General features: G+C 54.1%; 24 protein-coding genes. 18 read left to right on the forward strand and 6 right to left on the reverse strand.

Translation table 11 applies throughout. The features are described from left to right. The first annotated feature begins 21 nt into the window (after positions 1-21). Together ACMV5I_RS05320 and ACMV5I_RS05325 are read left to right on the forward strand one after the other, a co-directional pair. A complete protein-coding gene (locus tag ACMV5I_RS05320) occupies positions 22-1,728 on the forward strand; it encodes an amidohydrolase (protein ID WP_202811063.1) in 1,707 nt (568 codons plus the stop codon). Between the two features lie 303 nt (positions 1,729-2,031). Then, entirely contained in the window at positions 2,032-3,372 is a 1,341-nt protein-coding gene (locus tag ACMV5I_RS05325; RefSeq protein ID WP_024483079.1) for an APC family permease, read from the forward strand. A gap of 11 nt (positions 3,373-3,383) precedes the next feature. Here ACMV5I_RS05325 and ACMV5I_RS05330 read toward each other — a convergent pair whose 3' ends face one another. Beyond that, positions 3,384-4,874, reverse strand: coding sequence for a PLP-dependent aminotransferase family protein (locus ACMV5I_RS05330; RefSeq protein WP_414823806.1), 1,491 nt, complete (start codon positions 4,872-4,874; stop codon positions 3,384-3,386). Positions 4,875-4,994: 120 nt separating this feature from the next. Between ACMV5I_RS05330 and ACMV5I_RS05335 the strand changes: the two genes are divergently transcribed. Beyond that, positions 4,995-6,260, forward strand: a complete 1,266-nt coding sequence (locus ACMV5I_RS05335; protein WP_024483077.1) for a 4-aminobutyrate--2-oxoglutarate transaminase — start codon at positions 4,995-4,997, stop codon at positions 6,258-6,260. A 12-nt stretch (positions 6,261-6,272) separates the two neighbouring features. Beyond that, positions 6,273-7,727 carry an NAD-dependent succinate-semialdehyde dehydrogenase gene (locus tag ACMV5I_RS05340; RefSeq protein WP_021180637.1) on the forward strand — a complete coding sequence of 485 codons (1,455 nt, stop codon included), beginning with the start codon at positions 6,273-6,275 and terminating at the stop codon, positions 7,725-7,727. A 109-nt stretch (positions 7,728-7,836) separates the two neighbouring features. Here ACMV5I_RS05340 and yfcF read toward each other — a convergent pair whose 3' ends face one another. After that, a complete protein-coding gene (gene yfcF, locus ACMV5I_RS05345; RefSeq protein WP_024483076.1) occupies positions 7,837-8,472 on the reverse strand; it encodes a glutathione transferase in 636 nt (211 codons plus the stop codon). A gap of 119 nt (positions 8,473-8,591) precedes the next feature. Beyond that, complete coding sequence (locus ACMV5I_RS05350) at positions 8,592-9,245, reverse strand: Qnr family pentapeptide repeat protein (RefSeq protein ID WP_121607907.1); 654 nt, start codon at positions 9,243-9,245, stop codon at positions 8,592-8,594. 190 nt (positions 9,246-9,435) lie between these two features. Here ACMV5I_RS05350 and ACMV5I_RS05355 point away from each other — a divergent pair, with 190 nt between their 5' ends. From ACMV5I_RS05355 to ACMV5I_RS05400, 10 genes are all read left to right on the forward strand, one after another. Next, the gene (locus ACMV5I_RS05355) at positions 9,436-10,080 is read left to right on the forward strand and encodes a thermostable hemolysin (RefSeq protein WP_261262760.1); all 645 of its coding nucleotides are present in this window, start codon (positions 9,436-9,438) and stop codon (positions 10,078-10,080) included. Then, positions 10,077-11,516 (forward strand): AMP-dependent synthetase/ligase, encoded by a 1,440-nt coding sequence (locus ACMV5I_RS05360; RefSeq protein ID WP_414823807.1) that lies wholly within the window; start codon positions 10,077-10,079, stop codon positions 11,514-11,516. The genes ACMV5I_RS05355 and ACMV5I_RS05360 overlap by 4 nt, the downstream gene beginning before the upstream one ends. Next, a complete protein-coding gene (locus ACMV5I_RS05365; protein ID WP_261467008.1) occupies positions 11,513-12,169 on the forward strand; it encodes a TenA family transcriptional regulator in 657 nt (218 codons plus the stop codon). The genes ACMV5I_RS05360 and ACMV5I_RS05365 overlap by 4 nt, the downstream gene beginning before the upstream one ends. Further along, on the forward strand, positions 12,166-12,975 hold the full coding sequence (locus tag ACMV5I_RS05370; RefSeq protein WP_414823808.1) for an SDR family oxidoreductase: 810 nt from the start codon (positions 12,166-12,168) through the stop codon (positions 12,973-12,975). Before ACMV5I_RS05365 ends, ACMV5I_RS05370 begins: the two co-directional genes overlap by 4 nt. Continuing rightward, positions 12,972-13,583 carry a tetratricopeptide repeat protein gene (locus ACMV5I_RS05375; protein WP_261262764.1) on the forward strand — a complete coding sequence of 204 codons (612 nt, stop codon included), beginning with the start codon at positions 12,972-12,974 and terminating at the stop codon, positions 13,581-13,583. Before ACMV5I_RS05370 ends, ACMV5I_RS05375 begins: the two co-directional genes overlap by 4 nt. 27 nt (positions 13,584-13,610) lie before the next feature. Next, positions 13,611-14,300, forward strand: coding sequence for a VIT family protein (locus tag ACMV5I_RS05380; protein ID WP_202672904.1), 690 nt, complete (start codon positions 13,611-13,613; stop codon positions 14,298-14,300). 140 nt (positions 14,301-14,440) lie between these two features. Further along, positions 14,441-15,898 (forward strand): EmmdR/YeeO family multidrug/toxin efflux MATE transporter, encoded by a 1,458-nt coding sequence (locus tag ACMV5I_RS05385; RefSeq protein ID WP_202672902.1) that lies wholly within the window; start codon positions 14,441-14,443, stop codon positions 15,896-15,898. A 104-nt stretch (positions 15,899-16,002) separates the two neighbouring features. Beyond that, positions 16,003-18,768: a DUF2339 domain-containing protein gene (locus tag ACMV5I_RS05390; protein ID WP_414823809.1), complete on the forward strand. Its 2,766-nt coding sequence runs from the start codon at positions 16,003-16,005 to the stop codon at positions 18,766-18,768. Beyond that, entirely contained in the window at positions 18,765-20,141 is a 1,377-nt protein-coding gene (locus ACMV5I_RS05395; protein WP_414823810.1) for a DUF3999 family protein, read from the forward strand. Before ACMV5I_RS05390 ends, ACMV5I_RS05395 begins: the two co-directional genes overlap by 4 nt. Before the next feature lie 241 nt (positions 20,142-20,382). Continuing rightward, positions 20,383-20,682, forward strand: a complete 300-nt coding sequence (locus tag ACMV5I_RS05400; RefSeq protein WP_024483064.1) for a DUF1889 family protein — start codon at positions 20,383-20,385, stop codon at positions 20,680-20,682. 83 nt (positions 20,683-20,765) lie between these two features. Here the strand turns inward: ACMV5I_RS05400 and ACMV5I_RS05405 are convergent, their stop codons facing one another. From ACMV5I_RS05405 to ACMV5I_RS05415, 3 genes are all read right to left on the reverse strand, one after another. Then, positions 20,766-20,990, reverse strand: coding sequence for a hypothetical protein (locus ACMV5I_RS05405; protein WP_024483063.1), 225 nt, complete (start codon positions 20,988-20,990; stop codon positions 20,766-20,768). Between the two features lie 272 nt (positions 20,991-21,262). Then, the gene (locus ACMV5I_RS05410; RefSeq protein WP_414823811.1) at positions 21,263-22,288 is read right to left on the reverse strand and encodes a tyrosine-type recombinase/integrase; all 1,026 of its coding nucleotides are present in this window, start codon (positions 22,286-22,288) and stop codon (positions 21,263-21,265) included. A gap of 6 nt (positions 22,289-22,294) precedes the next feature. Continuing rightward, positions 22,295-22,873 carry a phage repressor protein CI gene (locus ACMV5I_RS05415; protein WP_414823812.1) on the reverse strand — a complete coding sequence of 193 codons (579 nt, stop codon included), beginning with the start codon at positions 22,871-22,873 and terminating at the stop codon, positions 22,295-22,297. Positions 22,874-23,008: 135 nt separating this feature from the next. Between ACMV5I_RS05415 and ACMV5I_RS05420 the strand changes: the two genes are divergently transcribed. Genes ACMV5I_RS05420 through ACMV5I_RS05435 form a run of 4 tightly spaced genes read left to right on the forward strand, consistent with a single transcriptional unit; the run spans position 23,009 to position 24,450 of the window. Beyond that, positions 23,009-23,230: a regulator gene (locus ACMV5I_RS05420; RefSeq protein ID WP_414823813.1), complete on the forward strand. Its 222-nt coding sequence runs from the start codon at positions 23,009-23,011 to the stop codon at positions 23,228-23,230. Between the two features lie 30 nt (positions 23,231-23,260). Beyond that, complete coding sequence (locus ACMV5I_RS05425) at positions 23,261-23,770, forward strand: phage regulatory CII family protein (RefSeq protein ID WP_414823814.1); 510 nt, start codon at positions 23,261-23,263, stop codon at positions 23,768-23,770. Between the two features lie 12 nt (positions 23,771-23,782). Further along, positions 23,783-23,953: a hypothetical protein gene (locus ACMV5I_RS05430; RefSeq protein ID WP_414823815.1), complete on the forward strand. Its 171-nt coding sequence runs from the start codon at positions 23,783-23,785 to the stop codon at positions 23,951-23,953. After that, positions 23,950-24,450 carry a replication protein B gene (locus ACMV5I_RS05435; protein WP_414823816.1) on the forward strand — a complete coding sequence of 167 codons (501 nt, stop codon included), beginning with the start codon at positions 23,950-23,952 and terminating at the stop codon, positions 24,448-24,450. The genes ACMV5I_RS05430 and ACMV5I_RS05435 overlap by 4 nt, the downstream gene beginning before the upstream one ends. Positions 24,451-24,492 lie beyond the last annotated feature (42 nt).

The raw sequence follows: 24,492 nt of genomic DNA on the forward strand, positions 1-24,492 counted from the left end.
TGAGGTTTCGAGACAATGACTATGACTCCAGTGGCAACAGCAGCCGAGGTAATTTATTACAACGGCACTATCTTCACCGCAGATGCGGAAAATCGTGTTTGTAGTGCGTTGGCGATAGGGCAAGGATACATTCTTGCTGTAGGGACAGATGAGCAGGTGCTTGCGCTGGCGACACCCACCACCGAACGCATCGATCTGCATGGCAAAATGATGATGCCGGGCCTGATCGACAGCCATATGCACCCATTCTGGGGTGGCAAACAGCTCAAGGGGTGCAGCCTGCACTATGCGGCGCTGACGGCAGAACAGACCTTGCAGCATATACAGGATCATCTGGATAAGTATCCGGCTGGCGATGACGAATGGCTGACGGTGCGCGCCTGGCAGCGTCAGGCGATGATCCCGGTGGGGGCGGACATGAGCCGTGCTCTGCTGGACTCTCTGAACACCCGCCGCCCGGTAGCGTTGTTCGCTAACGATTGCCATACGCTGGCGGCTAACAGCCGTGCGCTGGAGATGTTGGGCATTGATGAAAATACGCCAGTGCCGCCAGATGGCAAGATCGCCCGCGATGCCAATGGCCGACTGACCGGGATCCTGGAAGATGCTCCGGCCATGCGCGCCTTCGACAGCATTCCTTCCGGCACGGCGGAACAGAACGTGCAGGTGGCGGCCCATGTGCAGCAGGTGTTGCATGAGCAGGGCGTAACCACGGTGATGGACACCCGCGTGTTTGCGGAGCAACTGGAGGCTTTCGCCGTACTGCGCGATCGCGGTGAGCTGACCTTACGCGTGCTGGGGGCTAAAGAAGTCACGCCAGACAGCGTACAAGGGCCGGAAGACGCTGCCCGTGCGGTGCAAGAGGTTGTCGCCTTTGCCGAACAGTGGAGCAGCCAGCCTTGGACGCCACTGGCCGGGATCTCTGTTGACCATCTTAAGCTGTTTGTTGATGGTGTTTTGCAGCCACCCACTATGACAGCAGCGCTGCTGGAGCCTTACCGCGAACATCATGGGGAGGCCAAGAGTGAGCGTTATGGCGATCTCTACTTCACCACGCCGGTGCTGAACGCACTGATCGTCGAATGTGGTCGTGCTGGTCTGCATCCGCATACCCATACGGTAGGCGATGGGGCAATCGAGCAGGTGTTGGATGCGGTTGAGCTGATGCGTGCGGCCTGCCCGGGCAAGGATATCCGTCCAGGGCTGGCCCATAACGAACTGGTTGCGCCGCATCAGTATGCGCGCTTTGCCTCTTTGGCCGCGACGGCGGTACTTTCGTTCCAGTGGGCCGGTTTACCAGGCGTGCTGATCGATGAAGAGCGCGAGATGCTGGGTGAAGCTCGTTTCCCTCACCTGGAGCCCGCGGCACGCTTCCTGGATGCCGGTGCGCGGCTGGCCTATGGCAGCGACTGGCCGATCGATCGCCTGGATGAGTGGTATAACCTGCAGGTGGGGATGACCCGCCGCGCGTGGGATAGCGAAGGCAACCCTGCTGGGCCACGTCTGGATAACGATCGCGATCTGACCCTGATCGAGACGCTGCGCGCAGCCACCATCGATGCGGCCTATATGATCGCCAAAGAGCAGTACATTGGCTCACTGGAAGTGGGCAAATTTGCTGATGCGATCGTCCTGCACCATAATCTGTTTGAGCAACCGGCAGAGAAACTGTACCAAACCCGCATCGAGCGGACGTTGGTTGGTGGGAAGATCAGCTATCAATCCTGATAGCAATGTGAATTAAGCGGTCATTTTACCTGGAGGCGTTGCATGCAGCGCCTCTACAAATTCGGCAACATTGCCATGAAGGGTAATTTTTACCGCTTTTCCTCATCCTGCAAACAATAAATCAACGGGTTGTGCCCCAGTTCTTTACCTATTGCCACCTGGTTTTCTGAAAGCGGATTGTTAGCTTCCCCGGCAGCCTAACTTGTGCCAGAATCCGTCCCCTTGTTTTTACCGCAGCGAATCAAATAGCCTATTGGGATTGGCCCTGAATAGCGCTGAGCTGCGCCAGGAGATGATACGGTAATGCCGCAAAACATTCGGTTGCAACGAGTTCTTAAAACCCCCGCCCTGGTTGCGTTTGGCCTTGCCTATATGGTGCCACTGGGCGTGTTTACCACCTACGGTCAGGTTACCGTGTTAAGCCAGGGCCACTTACCCGTCGCTTATCTGGTTACCATCGTGACCATCCTGTTTACCGCCCTGAGCTATTGCCGGATGACCAACGCCATGCCGCTGGCAGGTTCGGCCTATTCCTACGTACAGCGTAGTTTTGGTGGTAAAACCGGTTTCCTGGTAGGTTGGGCGCAGATCCTCGATTATCTGTTCCTGCCGATGCTTAACTATCTGGTTTTAGGTATCTTCTTGCACGAGGCATTCCCGTCGATCCCTGCTTACGTGTTTATTCTTGGCTCCATTGCCAGCGTCAGCGCGCTGAATATTCTGGGCGTGCGCCTGCTTAGCTCGGTGAACTTCACGCTGATTGCCTTGCAGATGGTGTTTATCGTGCTGTTTATCGTGCTGGCGTTTAGCGAGGCCGATCTCAGCCCGGCGTCATTGATGAAGCCGCTGCTGGTGGATGCTGGTGATTTTTCCGGTCTGATCGCTGGGGCTGCGGTGCTGTGCCTGGCCTTCCTGGGCTTTGACGCTATTGCTACCATGGCTGAAGAGGCCGCCGACGCCAAACGCACTCTGCCGCGTGCGATCCTGATTACCGTGATCTGTGCCGGTGGCATCTTTGTTGCCGTCTCCTACGCCGCGCATCTGGCCTATCCTGACTGGCAATCACTGATCCCGCATCAGGACACCGCCAGCCTGATTATTTCGGAGCATGTCGGCGGCAAGTGGATGTACAACTTCTTTATGGCCACTTATCTTACCGGGGTGTATGCCTCTTCAATGTCTGCACAAACCGGCGTCTCACGTATTTTCTACGCCATGGGGCGTGAAGGCGTGTTGCCGCGCAAAGTGTTCTACCACCTTCATCCTCGTTTCCGCACTCCGTGGCGCGCGATTGTGTTTGTCGCGATCATCTCGTTGCTGGCGTTGTGGATGGATTTGAGCATGGTGGTGTCGATGATCAGCTTTGGTGCACTGGGGGCGTTCACCTTCGTTAATCTCAGCGTGATCAAACACTTCCTGATTAACCAAAAACGCCGTGGGCTGAACGCGATGTTCAAATACGGTCTGCTGCCGCTGATTGGTTTTGGCATGTCGGTATGGCTATGGGTCAACCTGGATCCCGAAGCGCTGAAAGTGGGCTTCACCTGGCTGTTTGCCGGTTTTATTTATCTGCTGTGGCTGACCAAGGGGATGCGTCAGGATCCTCCATCCACCCAGGATGATATCGGCGATTTGCTGGATTGATAGATTACCCCTCACCCCAACCCAGAGGGTTTGGGTGAGGGGCCTATACACTCCAACAACACGTCAAACGCCGCCGCCATCTGCTCTTCGGGCACGCAGGCAAAGCCCATTAGCAGCCCGCGCCGCGCGTTTGGCAGCATGTAATACCGCGATAACGCCCTTACCAGCACCCCGCGTTCATTGGCCGCCGCAGCGATGGCGACATCGTCGGCATCATCCGGCAGATTGAGCACCAGGTGCAGCCCGGCATTGCTGTTGAACTCGCTTAACGCCTGCTTACCCAGATGCTGCTCAATCAACGCGGTGAGGAACCCACGGCGTTTGGCATACAGCAACCGCATACGGCGGATATGCGCCGTATAGTGGCCCTCCTGAATAAACTGCGCCAGCGCCGCCTGAATGATCAGGTGACCACCACGATAAAGCTCGGCGTGGGCCGTTTTTAACTCGTCCATCAGTGGCTTGGGAAGCACCACATAGCCCAGCCGCAGGGCGGGATAGAGCGTTTTGCTGAAGGTGCCGATGTAGATCACCGGCGCATCGGCTTCCAACCCCTGCAAGGCGGGGATCGGTTGGCCGGAGAAGCGGAATTCGCTGTCATAATCATCCTCTACGATCCAGCCGCCAGCCGCACGGGCCAAAGCTAGCAGCCGTTGCCGACGTGCCAGGCTCATCACCGAGCCCAACGGGTATTGGTGCGAAGGGGTGACAAAAATCAGCCGTGGCAAGGCCGCTGGTTGTTCTGGTGGCACCATCCCGGCCTCGTCCACCGCCCAGGGGCAGATATTGACGCCGTTCATGCGCAGGATATTGCGGATCCCCCAATAGCCGGGCTCCTCGATCCAGGCGTCATCTCCCGGATTACACAACATGCGGGTGACTAGATCGATCGCCTGGTGAATGCCTTCGGTGATCAGAATTTGTTCCGGCGAGCAGCGCACCGAACGTGACACCCGCAGATAGTCCACCAGCGCATGCCGCAGTTCCGGGCTGCCGCCCTGGTTGCTGTAGGTTAAGCGTTGCGATGTCGGGCGGCGGCTGATGCGTGCCTGGAGTTTGCTGAAGATGTGATGCGGGAATGCATTCACGTCGGGGACGCCGGGGATAAAGGCTCCCCACTGTTTCGGGCTGGCGCTGGCGTGTTGCAGTAGCGTGATGCCACGTTGCGACAGCTCGGCACGCCGTGGCTCGCCGTCACCGCCAATCGGCTGGCTGGCGGTGGATAAACAGCTGTCGGGTACCGTTTCTGCGACGAAGGTTCCACTTCCCTGGCGTGAAAACACATATCCTTCCGCCAGCAATTGTTCATAAACGGTTAAAACCGTATTACGTGAGAGACCCAGCTCTTGTGCCAGGTCGCGTGACGCCAGCAGGCGGCTGGAAGGGGGCAGGCTGCCGTCCAGAATACTGGTACGAATGGCATTGTATAACCGCTTGTGCAGTTTATCATCGGGCTGCTCGCCGAGGCGTTGCAGCAGCAGGTCACCACTCAATGAGCGCAATTGGATCCCTCAATTAATCGTAACTGGCACTCGATTATAGGGCCACATCAGGTGTAAATAAACGCAATGTTTCACGTTTGTGAACAAAACCGATAACTGGTCCCGCCCGGAGAGAACAGCATGAAAAACGCAGAACTGAATCAACGTCGTCTGGCCGCTACCCCAAGAGGGATTGGCGTGATGTGTGGTTTTTACGCCGAGCGTGCAGAAAATGCCACCCTGTGGGATGTGGAAGGCAATGAGGTGATCGACTTTGCCTCGGGCATTGCGGTGCTTAATACCGGCCACCGTCATCCCAAGGTGATCGCCGCCATTGAAAAGCAGCTCCAGGCGTTTACCCACACGGCATACCAGATCGTTCCTTATGAAAGCTATATTTCGCTGGCAGAGCGCATCAACCAACGTGCTCCGATCGAAGGCACCTGTAAAACCGCTTTCTTCACCACTGGCGCAGAAGCGGTAGAAAATGCGGTGAAGATCGCCCGCGCATACACAGGGCGCCCAGGCCTGATCACCTTCGGCGGCGGATTCCATGGCCGTACCTATATGACCATGGCGCTGACGGGTAAAGTGGCCCCTTACAAACTGGGCTTTGGCCCGTTCCCTGGCTCCGTTTTCCACGGCCAGTATCCGAATGCGCTATATGGTGTCAGCACCGAAGATGCCATGAACAGCCTGGAACGCATCTTTAAGGCCGATATCGATCCCAAGCAGGTTGCCGCGATCGTACTGGAGCCGGTGCAGGGTGAAGGGGGCTTTAACGTGGCTCCGGCAGAATTCATGCAGGCGCTGCGTACGCTGTGTGACCAACACGGTATCCTGTTGATCGCCGATGAGGTGCAAACCGGCTTTGCCCGTACCGGCAAGCTGTTTGCGATGGACCACTATGCGGTGAAACCGGACCTGATCACCATGGCGAAGAGCCTGGCTGGCGGTATGCCGCTGTCTGCCGTGGCGGGCCGTGCTGAAGTGATGGATGCCCCCGCTCCCGGCGGCCTTGGCGGTACCTACGCCGGTAACCCATTAGCCGTTGCTGCCGCGCTGGCGGTATTGGACGTAATTGAAGAAGAGCAGCTGTGCCAACGCTCCCAGCGTTTGGGGCAACATTTGGTGGAAGTGCTGCAACAGGCACGTAGCCACTGCCCGGCGATTGTGGATATTCGCGCGCTGGGTTCCATGGTGGCAGTAGAGTTCAACGACCCGGCAACCGGTAAACCGTCGCCGGAGTTTACCCGTCAGGTACAGCAAAAAGCTCAGGAAGAAGGACTGTTGCTACTCAGCTGTGGGGTGAACGGTAACGTGATCCGTTTCCTGTACCCGCTGACCATTCCTGATGCCCAGTTTAACCAGGCGCTGGCAATCCTTTCCCGCGCGCTGGCCCAATAAGGAGCAATATCCATGAAACTGCAAAATCCCGATCTGCTGCGTAGCCAATGCTTGATTAACGGCGAGTGGTGCGATGCGCGCAGCGGCAAACGTGAAGCCGTGATCAACCCGGCCAACGGTGTGGAGCTGACAACGGTGCCTCTGGTGAGTGCAGAGGAAACTCAGCAGGCAATTAATGCCGCGCAGCAGGCACAAATCGGCTGGAAGCAACAGACCGCCAAGCAGCGTTCCGTATTGTTGCTGGCCTGGGCCGATAAAATCATGGCGGCTCAGGAAGATCTGGCGCAGCTGATGACCGCTGAGCAGGGTAAATCGCTGGCGGAAGCGCGTGGCGAAGTGGCCTATGCCGCCTCGTTTATTACCTGGTTCGCCGAGGAAGCCAAGCGTGTAGACGGTGCCGTATTACAGGCACCACAGGCTTCACAACGTCTGGTCGTGGTGAAACAGCCGATCGGCGTCTGTGCGGCGATCACGCCGTGGAACTTCCCGGCAGCGATGATCACCCGTAAGGCAGCACCTGCGCTGGCCGCAGGCTGCACCATGATCGTTAAACCGGCTGAGCAAACGCCGCTGACCGCATTGGCATTGGCCAAACTGGCGCAGGATGCCGGTATTCCCGCTGGCGTATTGCAGGTGGTAACCGGCGAAGCGGCACAGGTGGGTAAAGTGCTGTGCGATAGCCCGGTAGTGCGCAAGCTGAGCTTTACCGGATCGACCGAGGTTGGGCGCATCCTGATGGCCCAATGTGCGCCAACCATTAAAAAGCTTTCGTTGGAACTGGGCGGCAACGCGCCGGTGATCGTGTTTGACGACGCGAATCTGGACGCGGCCGTCGCCGGGATCATGGCCTCCAAATTCCGCAACAGCGGGCAGACCTGCGTTTGCGCCAACCGCATCTACGTTCAGGACGGTATCTACGATCGCCTGGTGGATAAGCTGGTGGCCGCGGTTGAGCAACTGAAAGTCGGTGATGGCACACAGGAAGGGACAACGCAGGGGCCGCTGATCGATGAGGCCGCGATAGAGAAAGTGCAGAGCCACATTGATGATGCGCTGATCAAAGGGGCGCAGATCGCCACCGGCGGGCAGCCGCATGCGCTGGGCCGGACCTTCTTCCAGCCAACGGTGGTTACCGGTGTGACCCAGCAGATGCGCTTTGCCAAAGAAGAAACCTTTGGCCCGGTGGCGCCGCTGTTCCGTTTCCATGACGAAGCGGAAGCTATCGCGATGGCCAACGATACCGAATTTGGTCTGGCTGCTTACCTGTTTACGCAAAACGCTGCCCGTCAATGGCGGGTGCCGGAGGCGTTGGAATACGGCATGGTGGGCATCAATACCGGTTTGATCTCTAACGAGGTGGCGCCTTTCGGCGGTATCAAACAGTCTGGGCTGGGTCGCGAAGGCTCTCGCTACGGCATTGAAGAGTATCTGGAACTGAAGTATCTGTGTATTGACGTGAGCTGTTAACCCTCAAGACTTGAACGCTCCCCGCTGGCCTACGCTGGGAGCGTTTCCTCCGAGCAAGAAGTGATGTTTCTCACCGTTGAGAACGGCGGCGTCGTGGCCGCCGGTTTTTTTAGCTCCGCATTTTCTCTGGTAATGCCAACCACGCCTGCACTGATGGGCGCTGCCACTGTTTTTGTGCATAGTGGCGCAGCGGCTCCGGCACCTGATCGCCATGTATCACCAGCCGGTTGAGCATCAGCGCCAGATCGGTATCGGCGATGCACCATTCGTGGAACAGATGATCCTGGCCGTGGCTCAGCAACTTTTGCGCCGCGGTCAGCAGTTTGTTGGCTGCCCGTTGGGCATCCGCACTCAATGGGGAAAATTTGACCGCGCTGAAAATCACCTCGGTTGGGCGTTCGGCCCGCAGCGGCAACAGATCGCTACGCAACCATGCCTGGATCTCACGGGCTTTGGCACGCTGTTTGATGTCACGCGGGTAGAGCGGATGGGCTGGGTGGAGTTCTTCCAAATATTCCTCAATGGCGGAAGACTCGGAAAGCTGGAAGCTGCCCATCACCAGCGTCGGTACCCGCAGCGTTAACGACAGGCTGCCGTAGGCCTGGCTTTGCTGTTCCCCCAGTGAAAGATCCACCGGCTTGACGGTAAACGGCATGCCTTTCTCCGTGAGCGCCACAAAGGTCGACATGGCATAGGGGCTGAAAAAGTCGCTATCAGTGTAGAGAACAGTGGCCGATGGGTTCATACGGATCCTTGAGGATGGGAAAAGTATTTGGAATCATTGGCGAACGGCGCAATAAAATCAAGGCGATGGCCGATGATTAATCTTAATGGCGTATTAGGCACTGTGATGGCGGCTGGCAATCAGGAGTCACTGACCAGGATTATCCCCAGCCGATCGATTAGCCCAACGACTTGCTGGCTATCCAACTGTACCCCCTCCAGATCAACCTGGCGGATATCCATCTCCCCCAGCTCTGCGCCGGTCAGATTGCAGTGGTTGAAGGTGGCGGCCCGCCAGTCAAACTGATTGAACTCCCCGCCGGACAGATCGGAGCCAATAAAGCTGGCGCCCAACACGTTAGCGCCACTCCAGCGGTTTTCCCACAGCTCACATTTCTCCAGCACCACCTTGGAGAAATTGCTGTAGCTCAGATTGCTTTTGATGATAAAGGCGCTGCAAAAATAGCTGCGCTGAGAAATCATGTTCATAAAGCTGGCGCCACGAAAATCGGCCCCCTGTGCCTTGCATTCGCGGATCTCCAGGCCGAGGGCCTGGGTATTTCTGAAATCGGCCAGCGAGAGATCGCAGCTTTTAAAGCTGGCATCTTTCAACACCGCGCGGCTGAAGTTGCAGCCGAGCTGGGTCTCTTCGTCATAGAAAACGCAGCCGATAAACTGGGTATCGGTCAGATCGGTGCCGGAGAAATCGCAGTTCAGAAACTTGCCGTTGGTGATGGTTTCACCACGGAATTGATCGCGGGAAATCTTGGCGGATTGCAGCAGTAAGGGTTGCATGTCGTTACCTGTTTTTTTATACAGCTTGTGGTGATACTACCTGAGGTTAACGGTGAAGGGAAATAGTGGATAAAGCAGCCAGGTTGCTTGATGGCCTTGAGTTTTAAATAGGGTTCTGTGCTCTCTCGCCTTAACTCTTTCTTAAGCTTATATCGCTACACTGCCCATTATCAGTCAGAGGGGCGCGATTATGAGTATGCATATCCAGGCACCGTACCAGTTGTTATTTGCTGAGAACCATGAGCATAGGGCCTTATTACAGGCTTATATACAGCACGAATATGGTCGGCAGTTTAATGCGCTCATTCCTCACTTCCTGCCTTATCTGTTAGGTATGTACCGAGCTGATGGCGTTCTGGTTGGTGCCTGTGGTCTGAACCGCGCTGACAACGCGCCACTGTACCTTGAGCGTTATCTGGATGCGCCGATTGAAGAGGTGGTTGCCGCACAGACGGGAACCATCTTGCCACGTAACCGCCTGGTTGAAATAGGAAACTTTGCCTGCTCTGAATCCGGAAATGCCCGGATCATGTTTGCGGCAATTTGCCGGCTACTCTACGAAAACCAACTCGACTATGTGGCATTTACCGGGACCAAAAAGTTGAGAAATATCTTCCACCGGTTGCACCTAACCCCTCTGGAGCTGGCCCCCGCATTGCCGGATCGAATGGGTGAGGATGCCCAGGCCTGGGGAGAATATTATCAGGGGCAGCCCTGTGTCATGGTTGGCGATCTTAAACAGGGCCGCCAAATTCTGAGTGAAACCAGTTTATTGCTTTCATTGTTTGGCCCCATGCCGGATATCTTTCCCGTGCAAATGAGCGTGCAGCTATGATCCTTTTTGAGCGTATTGAACACATTGCGGCCACAGACGGCTCTCGCCCTGCGTTATGTGATAGTCAGCAGAGCATCAGCTACGCCGATTTATTGCGACAAACCACTTCTCTGGCCGAGCAACTCAGTAATGAGAAAATATCGCGGCTGGCCCTGTTTTTGAATAATGGCCTGGAGTGGGCCATGATCGATCTGGCTTGCCTGTTAGCCAATATTGTCATCATACCGGTCCCCGTTTTTTTCAGTGCTGAACAACAAGACTGGTTGCTGGAAAGTAGCGGTGCCGATGCCTTGATTGGGCCTGCCCGGCAAGGGTGGATAACGACCCCCTTCCTTGATTACCCTTTGCAACGTCGGCAGCCACTATCTGTTGCTGAATTGCCCGCCAATACGGCCAAGATCACCTATACATCAGGGACAACCGGGCATCCCAAAGGGGTATGTTTGAGTCAGGAGCACTTGATGCAAGTCAGCCTGGCGCTTGCCGAGCGGGTTGCTGCGGCAAACATACAGCAGCATCTGACATTGCTGCCACTGTCTACTTTGCTTGAAAACATTACCGGGCTGTATGTTCCGTTGCTCAGTGGCGCATGTAGCCGTATCCCCTCGCTGGCTGAAGTGGGCTTGACAGGATCTAGCCAGTTCTCTGCTCAGATCCTTGCCCAAGCTATTACACAATGGCGGCCGCACAGCTTGGTATTGGTGCCTGAACTGCTGCGTTTATTCGTTATGATGTGCACCCATAACCCAGGGTTGGCGGAGAGCCTGCGTTTTGTCGCCGTCGGCGGGGGAAAGGTTACTGCGGATTTAGTGGTTAAATCGCATCAATTGGGTTTGCCGGTTTTTGAAGGGTATGGCTTATCAGAATGCGGCTCGGTTGTTGCCCTCAATGCGCCAGGGCATGCATTGCCTGGCTCGGTGGGTGAACCGTTACCGCACTGCCAAATAACCATTGCTCCGGATGGGGAGATCTTGATTTCTGGCGCCACAATGCTGGGATATCTGGGGGAACCTGTTGCAAGATCCCCGGTGGCAACCGGCGATCTCGGTCATTTTGATGCCCAAGGTTTTCTTCATATCACCGGCCGTAAAAAGAATATTCAGATCACCGCCTTTGGCCGAAATTTTTCACCGGAATGGATCGAGGCGGAAGCTCAGCTTTTTCCAGCAATATCCCGCTTGGTCATCTTTGGTGATGGCTTACCCGCAAATGTTGCGCTGATCCAGGTGACACCCGGTTATGAAAGTAGCCTTGCCGATCAGCTATCTCAACTTAATGGACGGTTACCTGACTATGCACGGATCCATCATTATTTTTTGGCACAGTTAACGGTTGAAAACGGTTTATTAACCACCAATGGGCGCCCGAAAAGACAGCAGATTTTTTCCACCTATCACACACGTATTCATCAGTTAATCGCGGGAGATATCACATGAGTTTTTATCAATTGTTACAGCGAGAGACGGCGGTGGACAGAGAGAAGCTCCTTTCCGCCCCGGTCATAGAGGCTTGCCGCTGCGGGAATATTAATGCCGCAATGTATATCGCCTTTTTGACACAGGCTTTTTATCATGTCAGCCATACCGTGCCTTTATTGATGACTGCCGGTGGCCGGATGAACTCAGAATATGAATGGGTTCGCGGAGCCATTGCCGAATACATTGATGAAGAGTATGGCCATCAGGAATGGATATTAAATGATATCAGGACGTGCGGCGGGGATGCCGAAGCGGTTCGTCATGGCCAGCCGGTATTGGCAATCGAGTTGATGATTGCGTTCCTCTACGATCACGTCTCTCGCCTCAACCCTATGGGTATTTTCGGTATGGTGCATGTCCTTGAGGGCACCAGCGTCGCCATTGCTACTACCGTTGCCGAACAGCTCAAACAGGGCCTGGGATTACCAGAGAAAGCCATGAGTTATCTCAGCTCGCATGGTGAATTGGACAAAGAACATCTGGCCTTTTTTGCATCATTAATGGACCAGGTGGAAAAAAGTGAAGATCGTGCCGCGATTATACATACTGCCAAAGTGGTCTACCAACTTTATGGCGACATGCTGCGTGGCCTGATGGAGCCAGCGCAATGAGGCTCAACAACAGCCGTATTTTTCTTACCGGTGCCAGCGGTGGTATTGGCCAGGCACTGGCTCATGCTTTGGCAAAGCAGGGGGCTTGTCTGATATTACATGGGCGTAATGAAACGGCTCTCACCACGCTAGCTAATACATTACCCCGCCCGGAAAATCACCAGGTTTGGATCGCCGATCTTGGCGATTTCACGCAATTGACAAAGCAAGTTGAGCTGCTTTGCCAACAACAGCATATTGATATCCTGATCAACAATGCCGGGGCCAATCATTTTGCCTGGCTTGAGGATCAAAGCGAGCAACAAATAATGCAGCAGTTAGCCATAAATATTCAGGCCCCAATACTACTGACCCGGGCTTTGCTGCCTTATATAGACCGACCTGGCATCATTATGAATATTGGTTCCAGCTTTGGCAGCATTGGTTATGCCGGATATAGCGTTTATTGTGCGAGCAAGTTTGCACTGCGTGGCTTCAGTGAAGCTCTCGGCAGGGAACTTGTCGGCTCATCGATTAACGTGCTCTATTTTGCCCCCCGGGCGACACAAACCACGCTTAACTCTGCGGCGGTGAATGCCATGAATGCTGAATTAGGCACCAAAAGTGACAGTGCTGAATGGGTTGCTGATGAGGTGATTGTTGCTCTAAACAAACAGATAAAACGACGATGGTTGGGTTGGCCAGAGCGGTTCTTTGTCAAACTGAATGCACTGTTCCCCGCAGTGGTCGATAAAGCGTTGGCTAAACAGCGGCATATTATTGCCCGCCATGCCAAAGCTGCCCTTGAGAAGAAGGACTCACGATGAAAAAGTTATTGTTGGTGTTGACGCTCTTTGGTAGTACAACCGCTGTTGCCCAGAGTGATTTGGCCGATATTCAGAACCAATGGGCGGTTTGCCAGTATCAGGTTGCGGCGAAACAGAAAGAAGGCTGTCTGGAGCAACTCAGCGCCGTTGCGGATAAAGCCAGTTCAGCTAACGGTTCACGCGTAGACCTGTTGATCTGGTCTGCGATCGTCAAGAGTAGTTGGGCCGGTGAGAAGGGGGGGCTGGGGGCTTTGGAACTGGCCAAAGAAGCGAGAATGAAGTTGGAACTGGCAATAAAGTTGGATGACAAGGCGCTGGATGGCTCCGCTTATACCAGTCTCGGTGCCCTCTATTATCAGGTTCCTGGCTGGCCGATTGGCTTTGGTGATGACAAGCAGGCTGAACGGTTGTTGAAACAGGCTTTACAGATTAATCCAACGGGTATTGATCCAAACTATTTCTACGGTGACTTTCTTATAGATCAAGGGCGTAAGGCACAGGGCAAACTCTATCTACAGAAAGCGCTGGCGGCTCCGGCCCGTCCAGGCAGAGAATTAGCCGATAAAGGCCGCCATCAGGACATTCAACAACGACTCGATAAACTTTGATACTACGGGTCCATAAAGGGATACAAGATGCACCGGGAACGACACAGCATGGAAAAAATTGGCTGGCTGCGGGCTGCTGTTCTCGGTGCTAATGACGGGATAGTCTCTACCGCCAGTCTGCTGTTGGGCGTAGCGTCGGCTAACGTAACTCAGCAAAGTTTGCTATTGACCGGAGTGGCTGGCTTGGTGGCTGGTGCGATGTCGATGGCAACCGGTGAGTATGTTTCAGTGTCTTCCCAGGCCGATACTGAAAAGGCCGCACTGGCTGAAGAGCAAGCTGAGCTGAATAGCGATTTTCAGGGTGAACACCGGGAGTTAACCTCGATTTATGTCCATCGGGGGCTTGATTTGGCTCTGGCTAAACAAGTGGCAGAAAAACTGATGCACCATGATGCGCTAGGAGCCCATGCGCGTGATGAACTGGGGATCTCAGAAATCACCACCGCGCGTCCTTTACAGGCCGCGTGGGCTTCAGCGTTGAGTTTTGCAGCCGGGGCAATATTACCGCTATGTGTAGCGGCCATCGCGACAACTGAATGGACCATCCTCGCCATTGCCTGCTCAGCATTGGTCTCCCTGGCGGTGCTTGGGGGCGTTTCGGCCAAAGTGGGCGGTGCACCAATCGGCCCTGGAGTGATGCGCATTACCTTCTGGAGTGCACTGGCAATGGGGGTGTCCTCGGGGATCGGGGCGTTATTTGGTTTGGCTACGGGGTAAGAGTGAAACTAATAGCACGATGTTTTTCTCTGAGTCGCCGTCATCCTTCGCAATGCATAGTGAGCAGAAAACGCTTGCAGAGTAAGCGTTGATAAATCATCATTTGAAACGATGTTTCACTTCCTTGCTACAGGCCAACCTTGAACTTACACGGGCTACTGCCCCAGCAGATTGCCAAGACGCATTGGCATGCCAAGCGAAAAAGCTATCGGGTGCTTTTTTGGCGCGAGATCACGCCACTGGCGGTACCGATCTTTCTAGAGAACACCTGCGTACTGCTGATGGGGGTGCTCAGCACCTTCCTGGTGAGCTGGCTCGGCAAAGAGTCGATGGCGGGTGTTGGCCTGGCAGACAGTTTCAACATGGTCATCATGGCCTTTTTCGCTGCGGTGGATCTGGGCACCACGGTGGTGGTGGCCTTTAGTCTTGGCACTCGCGATCGCAAACGGGCGCGGGCGGCGGCACGTCAATCGCTGGTATTAATGACCGTGCTGGCGGTGCTGCTGGCGGTTGGGATCCATTTGGCCGGGCAACAGATCATTAACGTGATCGCCGGTGAAGCCACGCCCGAAGTCAAAGCGTTGGCACTCTCTTATCTGCAAACCACCGTCTGGAGCTATCCGGCAGCCGCCATCGCCCTGATTGGTAGCGGTGCCCTGCGTGGGGCGGGCAACACCAAGATCCCGCTGCTGATCAATGGCGGCATGAATATCCTCAACATCCTCATCAGCAGTACGCTGATTTATGGGGTATTTAGCTGGCAAGGGCTGGGTTTTGTTGGCGCGGGGCTGGGGCTGACCATTGCCCGCTATATTGGCGCGATCGCCATTATTGCTGTTCTGGCGGTGGGCTTTAATCCGGCGCTGCGTATTACGCTCAAAAGCTATTTTACGCCACTTAACAGCAGCATCCTGCGTGAGGTGCTGGGGATTGGTATTCCCGCCAGTATCGAATCGGTGCTGTTCAACGCGGGCAAACTGCTGACACAAATGTTTGTCGCCGGGATGGGCACCAACGTCATCGCCGGTAACTTTATCGCTTTCTCTATCGCGGCACTCATTAACCTGCCGGGGAATGCTTTGGGATCTGCTTCGACCATTATCGTCGGCAGGCGTCTGGGGAAAGGGCAAATTGCTCAGGCCGAACGGCAGATGAAGCACGTCTTTTGGCTGGCGACGATTGGCCTGACGGTGATTGCCTGGGGAACCGCTCCCTTTGCCGGGCTGTTTGCCTCATTTTATACCCAGGAAGACGATGTTAAAGAGGTAGTCAAAATCCTGATTTGGCTTAATGCCGCGTTTATGCCGATTTGGGCTGCATCCTGGGTGTTACCCGCTGGGTTGAAGGGCGCGCGTGATGTCCGATTTGCCATGTGGGTGACTATGTTGGGCATGTGGGGCTGCCGGGTAGTCGCTGGTTATATCCTGGGCATCGTGCTGGGCATGGGCGTAGTGGGTGTCTGGCTGGGGATGTTCTTGGACTGGGCCGTTCGCGGAGTCTTCTTCTATTGGCGTATGGTCAGCGGGCGGTGGCTATGGAAATATCCACGGCTCAGAAAAAACCAGCCTGAATCAGCCGAAGAACAGCCGCCAAGCTAACGGTATTTTATTAGTCTGAGCCGGGTTGGCAGGTATCAATCCATTGTCGGCGGTTATGTTTTGGTGTAAGACTGATGCCACGATAAATGATCTAAAGGTGCACCATGGATGGATTGATATTTATCGCTGGTTTGGCGTTGTTCCTGTGCCTGGTGGTATTACCCATTTCAGTGGTGGTATCGCTCAGCCGTGGCAACCGCAATCAGCGGGAAATTGCCCAACTGACACTGACCATCACCCAGTTGCAAAAACAGGTGGATGATCTCCGCTTCGAGGAAACCGGGAGATCGCGGCCAACGCCCGTTTCTCAGGCGCAACCTGTGGCGGCGAAGACAACGCATGACTTTGCGGCGCACGCGGCACAACAGTATGCCGTTAAACCCGCAACTGACATGGCCGTTTCCCCGCCGGTTATATCGCCATGGGAGCCCGCAGCTCCAAAACCAGCCGCACCAGTAACAACCATCCCTCGCCCACCTATTGCTGATAAACCTGCCATTGATAAGCCGCAGCCGCCGAAAAACGACCTGCTCAGCGGGCTGGTGGGCTGGTTTATGCAAGGCAACCCGCTGGCGAAGTTGGGTGTCTTGCTGCTGTTCTTCGGTTTGGCTTACCTGATGAAATACACCGTTGAACGCGACATGCTGCCTATTGAGTTCCGGTTAATGGGCGCGGCGGTGGCGAGCGGCGTTTTACTGTGGTTTGGCTGGCGTCTGCGTGTTAAACAGACGATGTATGCCCTGATCCTGCAAGGGGGCGCGGTTGGCGCGCTCTATATCACCGTATTTGGTGCCTTCCGGCTTTATCAACTGTTGCCACATATGCTGGCATTTGGCCTGATGCTGGTGATCTGCGCCGCCAGCGTGGGCTTGGCCGTATTGCAGCGCGCCCTCAGCCTGGCGATGCTTGCCAGTATTGGCGGCTATCTTTCACCTTTGCTGCTGTCCACCGGTGGCGGCAGCTATGTCGCGCTATTCTCCTATTATCTGCTGCTTTCGCTGGGCATTTTGGCGATCAGCGTCTGGCAGCCATGGCGGCCACTTAACCTGCTGGGCTTTGTTTTTTCCTTTGGCGTCGCTGGGCTGTGGGGAGTAAACAACTACTTGCCGGAATACTACCTGGGCTGCCAGCTGTTCCTGATTGCCAATATCGTGATTTTTGGTGTGCTATGCCTGGCTTTGACTCTACGTGCACAGTTACCTGGCGAGAAGATTATCGATGGTGCACTGCTGTTTGGCCCACCGTTAATCGGTTTTGGCATGCAGTATCTGATCGTTCGCCAGTGGGAGTTTGGCCCGGCCTTCTCGGCGCTGGGCTTCGGTTTGGCTTACCTGTTACTGGCCTGGGCCGCATTGAAGCGCTACCCATCCCTGGGCCGCATGTTGGCGGTTTCCGGTTTGGCGCTGGGCGGAGTGTTCACTACGCTGGCGATCCCATTGGCACTGTCTGCTGAGTGGACATCCATGGCTTGGGCGCTGGAAGGGTTGGGCATTCTGTGGCTTGGTCGTGAACAAAAGCAAATCCGCATGAGCCTCAGCGGTTCTGGTCTGTTGGTGCTGGCCTTGGCTTCAGCCCTGGTCGCTCTTGGCGCTGGAATGACGACGCTCTCCTTCACGCTGGTGTTCGCCGTACTGGCATTAACTTGGCTCGCGGTGGCATTCCTCTGGCGCGATCTGGAGAGCGATGCTGCATTCAGGCTGGTTGTAAGCCGCTCCTTCCTGGCTGGCGGCATCCTGCTCTGGCTGGTTTGCCTGCTCGGTTTTGCCGGGCGATTGCCGCTGGATTATGGCTACGGGGCTTTCCTGGCGTTGGCCTTGTTGACGCTATCCGTAGTGCTGTGGCGTTGGACGGCACAAAGGCTGGCTTGGCTCGAACTACGTTATAGCATTTGGCTGCTGTGGCCGGGCATGTTGGCCATGCTGTTGTTCCAATTAGTCGACTTTGATTCTTTATTGTTCTTCGGCTGGCCGAATCTGGTCTGGTTACTGACCTTGCCGGTGGCGTACTGGCTGCTGAAGCGCGAAGCAGGCTCTCTGCCGTTACTGCGCCTGCAGCAAGGATTACACCTGTCGCTGTTCTGGATGGTGGTGTTTGCGCTGGGTTATGAAGTTTTTTGGCGCACGATGCGCTTGCCGTGGGGTATGGATGAATGGCAGCTGGGCCTGCAAATGGGCTTCCTCTCCCTGATCATCTTGGCTACACATGGTGCGCTGCGCAAAGGATGCTGGCCGTTTGCCGAACATCGTCAACTGTATGGGGCGATTGCCCTGGCCCCATTGGCGGCGTTGGCTCTGCTGCTGTTGCTGGTAGGCAACGTGTTTGATGGGGTCAGTATAGGCTGGCGTTCTTTACCGTTGTTGAACCCGTTGGAAGAGGGGGCTGGTTTTGCACTCTTGGCTCTGGTGACTCTGGGGCTGTTTGTCCGGCGGGAATACCCGCAATTTGCCGCATTGCTGAAACTGGCGCTGCCGCTGTTCACCCTCGCGATGCTGTTCTGGTGGGGCAATGGGGCGGTCCTGCGTGCGCTGGCCTATTACGCCGATATTGCCTGGCGCGCCGATACGCTCTGGGGCTCCCGTCTGGTGCAGACTACATTCGCTTTGCTGTGGATGCTGATAGCGCTGATCGTCATGGTGTTATCAACCCGCCGTGGACAACGTGAGGTCTGGTTTGGCGGTGCGGCGTTGCTCGGTATCGTCATTGTTAAATTGATGCTGGTTGATAGCGCTCGGGGTGGGGGATTGGCTCGTGCCATCGCGTTTATCGGTGTGGCGATACTGGTGTTGATCGTGGGATATTTTTCTCCATTGCCACCCAAAGCGGTGCGCGGTAAGGAACCCAATGTGGCAAGCGAACGAGGGAATGTATGAAAGTAAAACTGAATAACTGGTTGCTGCTGGGGTCGCTTTGTCTGGCTGGTGCTGCCAGTGCGGAGCCGGTGGCTGAAAAACCGCAAGACTTCGCCTATGGCATATCGCTAACCACTGAAGGCAGCGCGCCATTTTTCCGTATTGAACTGCCTGAGGCCGTGTATACCGAGAGCGTTTGGCCGGATCTGCGCGATGTGCGAGTGTTCAACAATCAGGGGCAGGCCGTCCCCTTTGCGCTGGCTGCGAACGTCACCACTCAGGAGAATAGCCAGACTTTCCCTCTGCGCCTGTTCCCGATGAAGGGTAAAAGGGTCACTAATCAGGAACAACAGGTGATTTCGTTAAAATCCGCGGGTGGTGTTGAAGTGACCTTGCCTGTGGATAGCGACCAGCCAATGGGGAACACCTATCTGCTGGAGATCCCGCAGCATGAGGGCAACTATCCCCGCCTGACCCAGTTGAAACTGGCCTGGGAGCGTCTGCCCGAAAATTGGCAGACTCGCGTTAGCCTGTTTCATAGCAGCGACTTAAAAGACTGGTCGAGCAGCGCTGAGGATGTGCCCTTGATGGATCTGGTTTCCGGCAGCGATCGGTTGCTGTTGGATACCATCGATCTTGATGACTATGCCAGACCTCGTTATTTGCTCTTGGTGTTCAACGATGCCAAAACGGCCCCTGATTTGAAGATCCAGTCAGTGCAGGGGATTGCGGCTTCCAGACACACCGAACAGCAAAGGATCGGTCTGACCGTCAACCAAAAAGCCATTACGGCTGGTGAGGCGGAATATAGCTGGCCGAATCCTCAGCCCTTGAACAATATCAGCATTCGGCCGACGCAGGGGAATACGGTGCTGCCACTCGAGATCGATTACCGCAGCGCAGCCAGTGACAGTTGGCACCCTCTGACCAAACAGGTGGTGTTCTCGGTGAATGGCCGCACCGCAGAGGCAATCCCTATGAACGGCTTGCTGGTGCAGGGTATCCGCTTGAAAGGTATCAACCAGCAATGGGGCGATTCACTGCCGGAAGTCTCGGCCCAGCGCGACAGCCAAACCTTGATATTCAATGCCCAGGGAACCACGCCATTCATGTTGGCGTGGGGAAATAAAGCCGCCCAACCTCAGGCTATCCCTTTAGATAGCCTGATCCCGGCAGAGCTGCGTAAAACGATAGATGCCGATGCGTTGCCAGAAGCTGGATTGCAATCCCAAGTAACTCTGGGTGGCACCGAACGTTTGAGCGCGGTGGATGCCGCAGAAGAGGCCAGCATGTGGAAGAAAGGTCTGCTCTGGCTCCTGCTGGTTCTGGGGGCGGGGGGATTGGTATTGCTGGCGCTGAAGCTGTGGAAAGAGGTTCAGCAGAAGCCGCAATAGGGGGGATGGCTGGTGGGATGGAAACCAAGGGGCGATGCTGCATGCGTTGCCCTTTGGTGGCTGATAAAGCTGGTAAATATCATCTCCGAAGGGATCTATACCGATGACAACAAGTTATCCTTCATCAATTGTTTGACTACACGAAAAATGAAATAAAGTTAATGATCCCTATGACATCACGGCTTATTTTAGTTCATATTATAAACTTGTTTATTACGTGGTTAATTTTAAGGATAAGAGTATGTCAACAGTAATAGATAAAGCACTGGACTTCATTGGCGGTATGAACACATCAGTACCCACGCCGCATCCCATGGATGAAAGTACCGCTAAGGGAATATTGAAGTATTTGAAAGAATTAGGTGTTCCGGCTAGCCCAGTCGATGTCACTGCACGTGGTATTAAGGAGGGATGGGATGCCGGGTTCACGAAAAAAGTGGCCGGATGGGCTGATAAAATTCAGTCTGGTGGGCGTGTTGTTATTAAAAATCCTGAATACTTTTCTTCGTACATGCAAGAAGAACTCCGAGCTCTAGTGTGAGTTGACCGTTAGCAAATGGGTTAACTACTCAAGGCGCTCTTACTATCAATGTGGGGGCGTTCGTTCCAGCTATCAATCACGCATTACGAGTGATATTCGTTATACCAGTTTAAAGAATCCATAATTTCTCTCATTAGGCTATCGGGAAGAATAGATTCATCATCACTATTAGCCAGTTCGAGTATTTTCCTCGGAGTAAGCCCCACATCGGCTAATAACGGCCATCTGGTCTGCACATTCTGGATCGTAACAGCATCAGGAACATCATTACGATCAAAAGACATGCTCAAAATGGCGCGTCTGAGCATGCAATTCTTTGTTTCTGTAATGATTAATCCCCCTTGGTAATACTCGCTTATACTTCGTTGCGGTATCCTAGAAAAAGATAAGGACTCACGTTTTTAGCGTAAGTCCTTGTTATATTTGGTGGCCCCTACTGGACTTGAACCAGTGACCAAGCGATTATGAGAACCGTGACCCACCTAGGGAAATCAATGCTTTACCATTAAATACAACAACATGGCTGTTGAATGTTATTGGTTAATGTTGGGCTTTTGAGTCCTGAGGGGGCAAAAAGGGGTCATAGTTCCACTAGTGGGTTAAGCCTGATTGCTTCCTCAAGATGGTCGGGTGCAAAGTGCGCATAACGCATCGTCATCTTGATGTCTGTGTGCCCGAGTATACGCTGCAAAACCAAAATGTTTCCGCCTTTCATCATAAAATACGAAGCAAAGGTGTGCCGTAAAACGTGTGAGAGCTGGCCGTCAGGAAGTTCGATTTCGGCTCGTTGAACGGCCTTTCGAAAAGCTGAGTAGCAGGACGAAAATACCGGCCCGGCCTTTTCAGGGATTGGTAAGGAGTCATAAAAATCTTGGCTTATCGGAACGGCTCGGTTGCGGTTCCCTTTCGTTTTAAAAAACGATATCCGATTTTTGGCAATTTGATGTTTTGTCAGGCTTTCGGCTTCATTCCACCGGGCACCAGTTGCGAGGCAAATACGGGCGACGTGATAAGCGTTAGGGTTGCGACTGTTAAGGCATTCATCAAGCAGACGTTTTATTGCCTCGTTTTCGAGGTAAATCAGTTCACTCTCTTCTGACTTAAAGGGGCGCATCAAGTCTAGAGGGTTGTCGTTTTTCCAGTGGCCGAGGCGTTTTAACTCATTGAACACAGCCCGAAAATAGGCAAGTTCCAGATTGACGGTGCGCGGAGTCACTTTATCAACGCGCGCCGTTCTTGATAGCTCGCCGGAAAGGCGTTTTTTGCGGTAGATGGAAAACATGGTTGACGTGAATTCGTGCGCTGTTGGCTCCCCCATGCTGGCACAGGCAAACTCCATTGAACTCTTGCGCTTCTCGCCATCGTCAAGTGTTACACCATGCTCGTCAAACCACTGAGTTACGAGGTCTCTAAGTTTGCGCCGGTCTTCTTTTCCGTCCAGCCAAGGTTTTACATGGATGTTTTCAACGATGTGATTTTGATAAGCGAGCGCCTCCCCCTTGGTCGAGAAGGTTTTGCGGATGCGTTTGCTTGGCTTTCCTTTCGGCTTTCCCTCGGGGTAAAAGTCGAGAAGCCATTTCCCGTCAGTCTGTTTTCTAATAGACATAATGAGTTAGTTCATAATGGTCATAACTACGCGGCCTAAGACGTCAATGTCCTCAAGGGCGCAATCAAAAGGCGTGCTAGCTCCGCTTACCCGCACTTTGTTGATAGGTATGCGTACTAGCGTCCTAATGTTGATTTTCCCTTCGATGTTAACCAGCCATTCACCGTCGTAGATTTGAGTAAACTGACGGTCAATGATGTATTGCACCTTGTCATCCAGTAAACAAAACGGTTCAGATGGCAAGGCGGAACCATCACGAAAAAATACTTTATCAAGCATTGCCATGCCTGAATCATACAAATGTCCGTCAACCAATTTCTGACGTGGAAACTTCAGAATATCCAGTGCGCCATCATCAAATTTTTTACCTTGGCCCATTGCCAGCCATTCTAACGTTACGCCCGTTTCAGCCATACACCTGACCACTAGGTCGGAAGGGAAGCCCCCGCGTCGGTATCGGTTGGAAAGGCTGCTTGCTGCGACGTCAAGGTGGTTAGCAAACATGAGTTTAGAGGTGAACCCATAAGCCTCAATGATTCTATCTAACACTGGTGTGCTGTCGCCGTCGTAGTCGATTTTTATCATGTGAATCTCATAATATTCCCAAATTGTGCAATATCCGCATTGACATTTCACAATAAGAATATATCCTCGTTTGCATCTTCATTTAGTGAATGTTATCGAGCTTTGCCGAGTTCGGTGGAAAAAGGAGTTTGCACGATGCGACCTAGTATTACAATCACCATTCCCACGCCTTACCTTCCGCTGGATGAGTACTGCCGCCTTACTGGCACTGCCATGGGTACTGCACGCGACATGATTCGCGATGGCCGTTTGCCTATCCGTGGTAAAGGCGACAAGCCTCGCGGGCGTGTCGAAGTCAACATGGCAGCTCTCACTGTTGAGGCATTAAGTGAATGTAAAATTTCACTTAATGCGTAATTCATCTTAGTGATTCACGTGAGAGCAATCATGTTTGATTTTCAGATTTCCACACAGCCGTACTTTGATGATGCCTGCCGCCAATTCGCGCTGCGTCACAATATGGCAAAGCTTGCAAAGAGCGCGGACATGAATGTCCAGACCTTGCGCAACAAGCTCAACCCGGAGCAGCCGCATCAGCTTACGCCGCCGGAAATCTGGCGGCTGACAGATATCACAGAGGACTCGGCCCTGGTCGATGGCTTTCTGGCGCAGATCCATTGCCTGCCATGCGTGCCTGTAAACGAATTAGCAAAAGATAAATTGCAGTCGTATGTCATGGGCGCAATGAGTGAACTCGGCGAGCTGGCTGGCGGTGTTGCTTCGGCGGAACGTCTGACCGTGGCCCGCAAGCACAGCATGATTGAAAGCGTGAACGCAGGGATAAGAATGCTTTCCCTCTCTGCGTTGGCGTTACAGGCCCGGCTACAGGTCAACCCGGCCACGGCCAGCGTAGTTGATGCCATGAGCGGCATTGGTGCGTCATTCGGCCTGATTTGATTAGGGGGTTACATGCAACAGCCTATCTCTATCGCGCCGCTGCTCTGGAACAACCAGACGGCCCGCACACTTGATACCACTATCACCCACGGCAAAGGGCGCAAGGGCATTATCATCCGCACCCGTCGCGCTGGCCGCTGGATTCCTGCAATCAAATCCGTTTTGCGGAGGGGGTTCAAATGACAGTCATGACCGTTGCAACCGTCCGTAGTCAGCCCGCCGGGCTGCGTGGTCTTATTGGTAAGCACCTTGCCGCGCCTCGCTGGCGTGAAACCTGCAATTTCTATAACGACATGATGGAGCGTGAGCGCCTGACTGTCTGTTTTCATGCGCAGCTTAAACAGCGTCACTCTGTGCTGAAACTGGAGGAAATGAGCGAGGCCGACTGCGAGCGCGTTGTCTGTGCTATTGGTGAATTACGCAGTGCGTTTGCCAAGTACCGCAAGCATGGTATTAGCAAGTCTGGTTATATTGGCCGATTGGCCATTGCTCAGCGCCGCACGCTATTTCTTCACGCAGGATTAACCGAGGCTGAATTCAGTCAGCCATACTGGCGCATTGATGAAGAGTCATGTGCTTGGCGAGAGGCGCTATTCAAGGCGCTGCGTGAGTTATTCAATCTGTTCGAGCGTGCCCCGACAATATTGACGGCGGTTAAGCCCGAAAAGTATTTACATTAATTAATGCCTGTTCTTTTTAAATGCGCTTCACTGCGTCGGGAA

The sequence above is a fragment of the Serratia sp. T13T92 genome, from assembly GCF_047530105.1.
Classification (GTDB): domain Bacteria; phylum Pseudomonadota; class Gammaproteobacteria; order Enterobacterales; family Enterobacteriaceae; genus Chania; species Chania fonticola.

Bases quoted from the DNA above. Each gene is read 5' to 3' on its own strand.
- ACMV5I_RS05320 (WP_202811063.1), top strand. From the start codon at position 22: ATGACTCCAGTGGCAACAGCAGCCGAGGTAATTTATTACAACGGCACT.
- ACMV5I_RS05325 (WP_024483079.1), top strand. From the start codon at position 2,032: ATGCCGCAAAACATTCGGTTGCAACGAGTTCTTAAAACCCCCGCCCTG.
- ACMV5I_RS05335 (WP_024483077.1), top strand. From the start codon at position 4,995: ATGAAAAACGCAGAACTGAATCAACGTCGTCTGGCCGCTACCCCAAGA.
- ACMV5I_RS05340 (WP_021180637.1), top strand. From the start codon at position 6,273: ATGAAACTGCAAAATCCCGATCTGCTGCGTAGCCAATGCTTGATTAAC.
- yfcF (WP_024483076.1), bottom strand. From the start codon at position 8,472: ATGAACCCATCGGCCACTGTTCTCTACACTGATAGCGACTTTTTCAGC.
- ACMV5I_RS05350 (WP_121607907.1), bottom strand. From the start codon at position 9,245: ATGCAACCCTTACTGCTGCAATCCGCCAAGATTTCCCGCGATCAATTC.
- ACMV5I_RS05355 (WP_261262760.1), top strand. From the start codon at position 9,436: ATGAGTATGCATATCCAGGCACCGTACCAGTTGTTATTTGCTGAGAAC.
- ACMV5I_RS05360 (WP_414823807.1), top strand. From the start codon at position 10,077: ATGATCCTTTTTGAGCGTATTGAACACATTGCGGCCACAGACGGCTCT.
- ACMV5I_RS05365 (WP_261467008.1), top strand. From the start codon at position 11,513: ATGAGTTTTTATCAATTGTTACAGCGAGAGACGGCGGTGGACAGAGAG.
- ACMV5I_RS05370 (WP_414823808.1), top strand. From the start codon at position 12,166: ATGAGGCTCAACAACAGCCGTATTTTTCTTACCGGTGCCAGCGGTGGT.
- ACMV5I_RS05375 (WP_261262764.1), top strand. From the start codon at position 12,972: ATGAAAAAGTTATTGTTGGTGTTGACGCTCTTTGGTAGTACAACCGCT.
- ACMV5I_RS05380 (WP_202672904.1), top strand. From the start codon at position 13,611: ATGCACCGGGAACGACACAGCATGGAAAAAATTGGCTGGCTGCGGGCT.
- ACMV5I_RS05390 (WP_414823809.1), top strand. From the start codon at position 16,003: ATGGATGGATTGATATTTATCGCTGGTTTGGCGTTGTTCCTGTGCCTG.
- ACMV5I_RS05395 (WP_414823810.1), top strand. From the start codon at position 18,765: ATGAAAGTAAAACTGAATAACTGGTTGCTGCTGGGGTCGCTTTGTCTG.
- ACMV5I_RS05400 (WP_024483064.1), top strand. From the start codon at position 20,383: ATGTCAACAGTAATAGATAAAGCACTGGACTTCATTGGCGGTATGAAC.
- ACMV5I_RS05405 (WP_024483063.1), bottom strand. From the start codon at position 20,990: ATGCTCAGACGCGCCATTTTGAGCATGTCTTTTGATCGTAATGATGTT.
- ACMV5I_RS05410 (WP_414823811.1), bottom strand. From the start codon at position 22,288: ATGTCTATTAGAAAACAGACTGACGGGAAATGGCTTCTCGACTTTTAC.
- ACMV5I_RS05415 (WP_414823812.1), bottom strand. From the start codon at position 22,873: ATGATAAAAATCGACTACGACGGCGACAGCACACCAGTGTTAGATAGA.
- ACMV5I_RS05420 (WP_414823813.1), top strand. From the start codon at position 23,009: ATGCGACCTAGTATTACAATCACCATTCCCACGCCTTACCTTCCGCTG.
- ACMV5I_RS05425 (WP_414823814.1), top strand. From the start codon at position 23,261: ATGTTTGATTTTCAGATTTCCACACAGCCGTACTTTGATGATGCCTGC.
- ACMV5I_RS05430 (WP_414823815.1), top strand. From the start codon at position 23,783: ATGCAACAGCCTATCTCTATCGCGCCGCTGCTCTGGAACAACCAGACG.
- ACMV5I_RS05435 (WP_414823816.1), top strand. From the start codon at position 23,950: ATGACAGTCATGACCGTTGCAACCGTCCGTAGTCAGCCCGCCGGGCTG.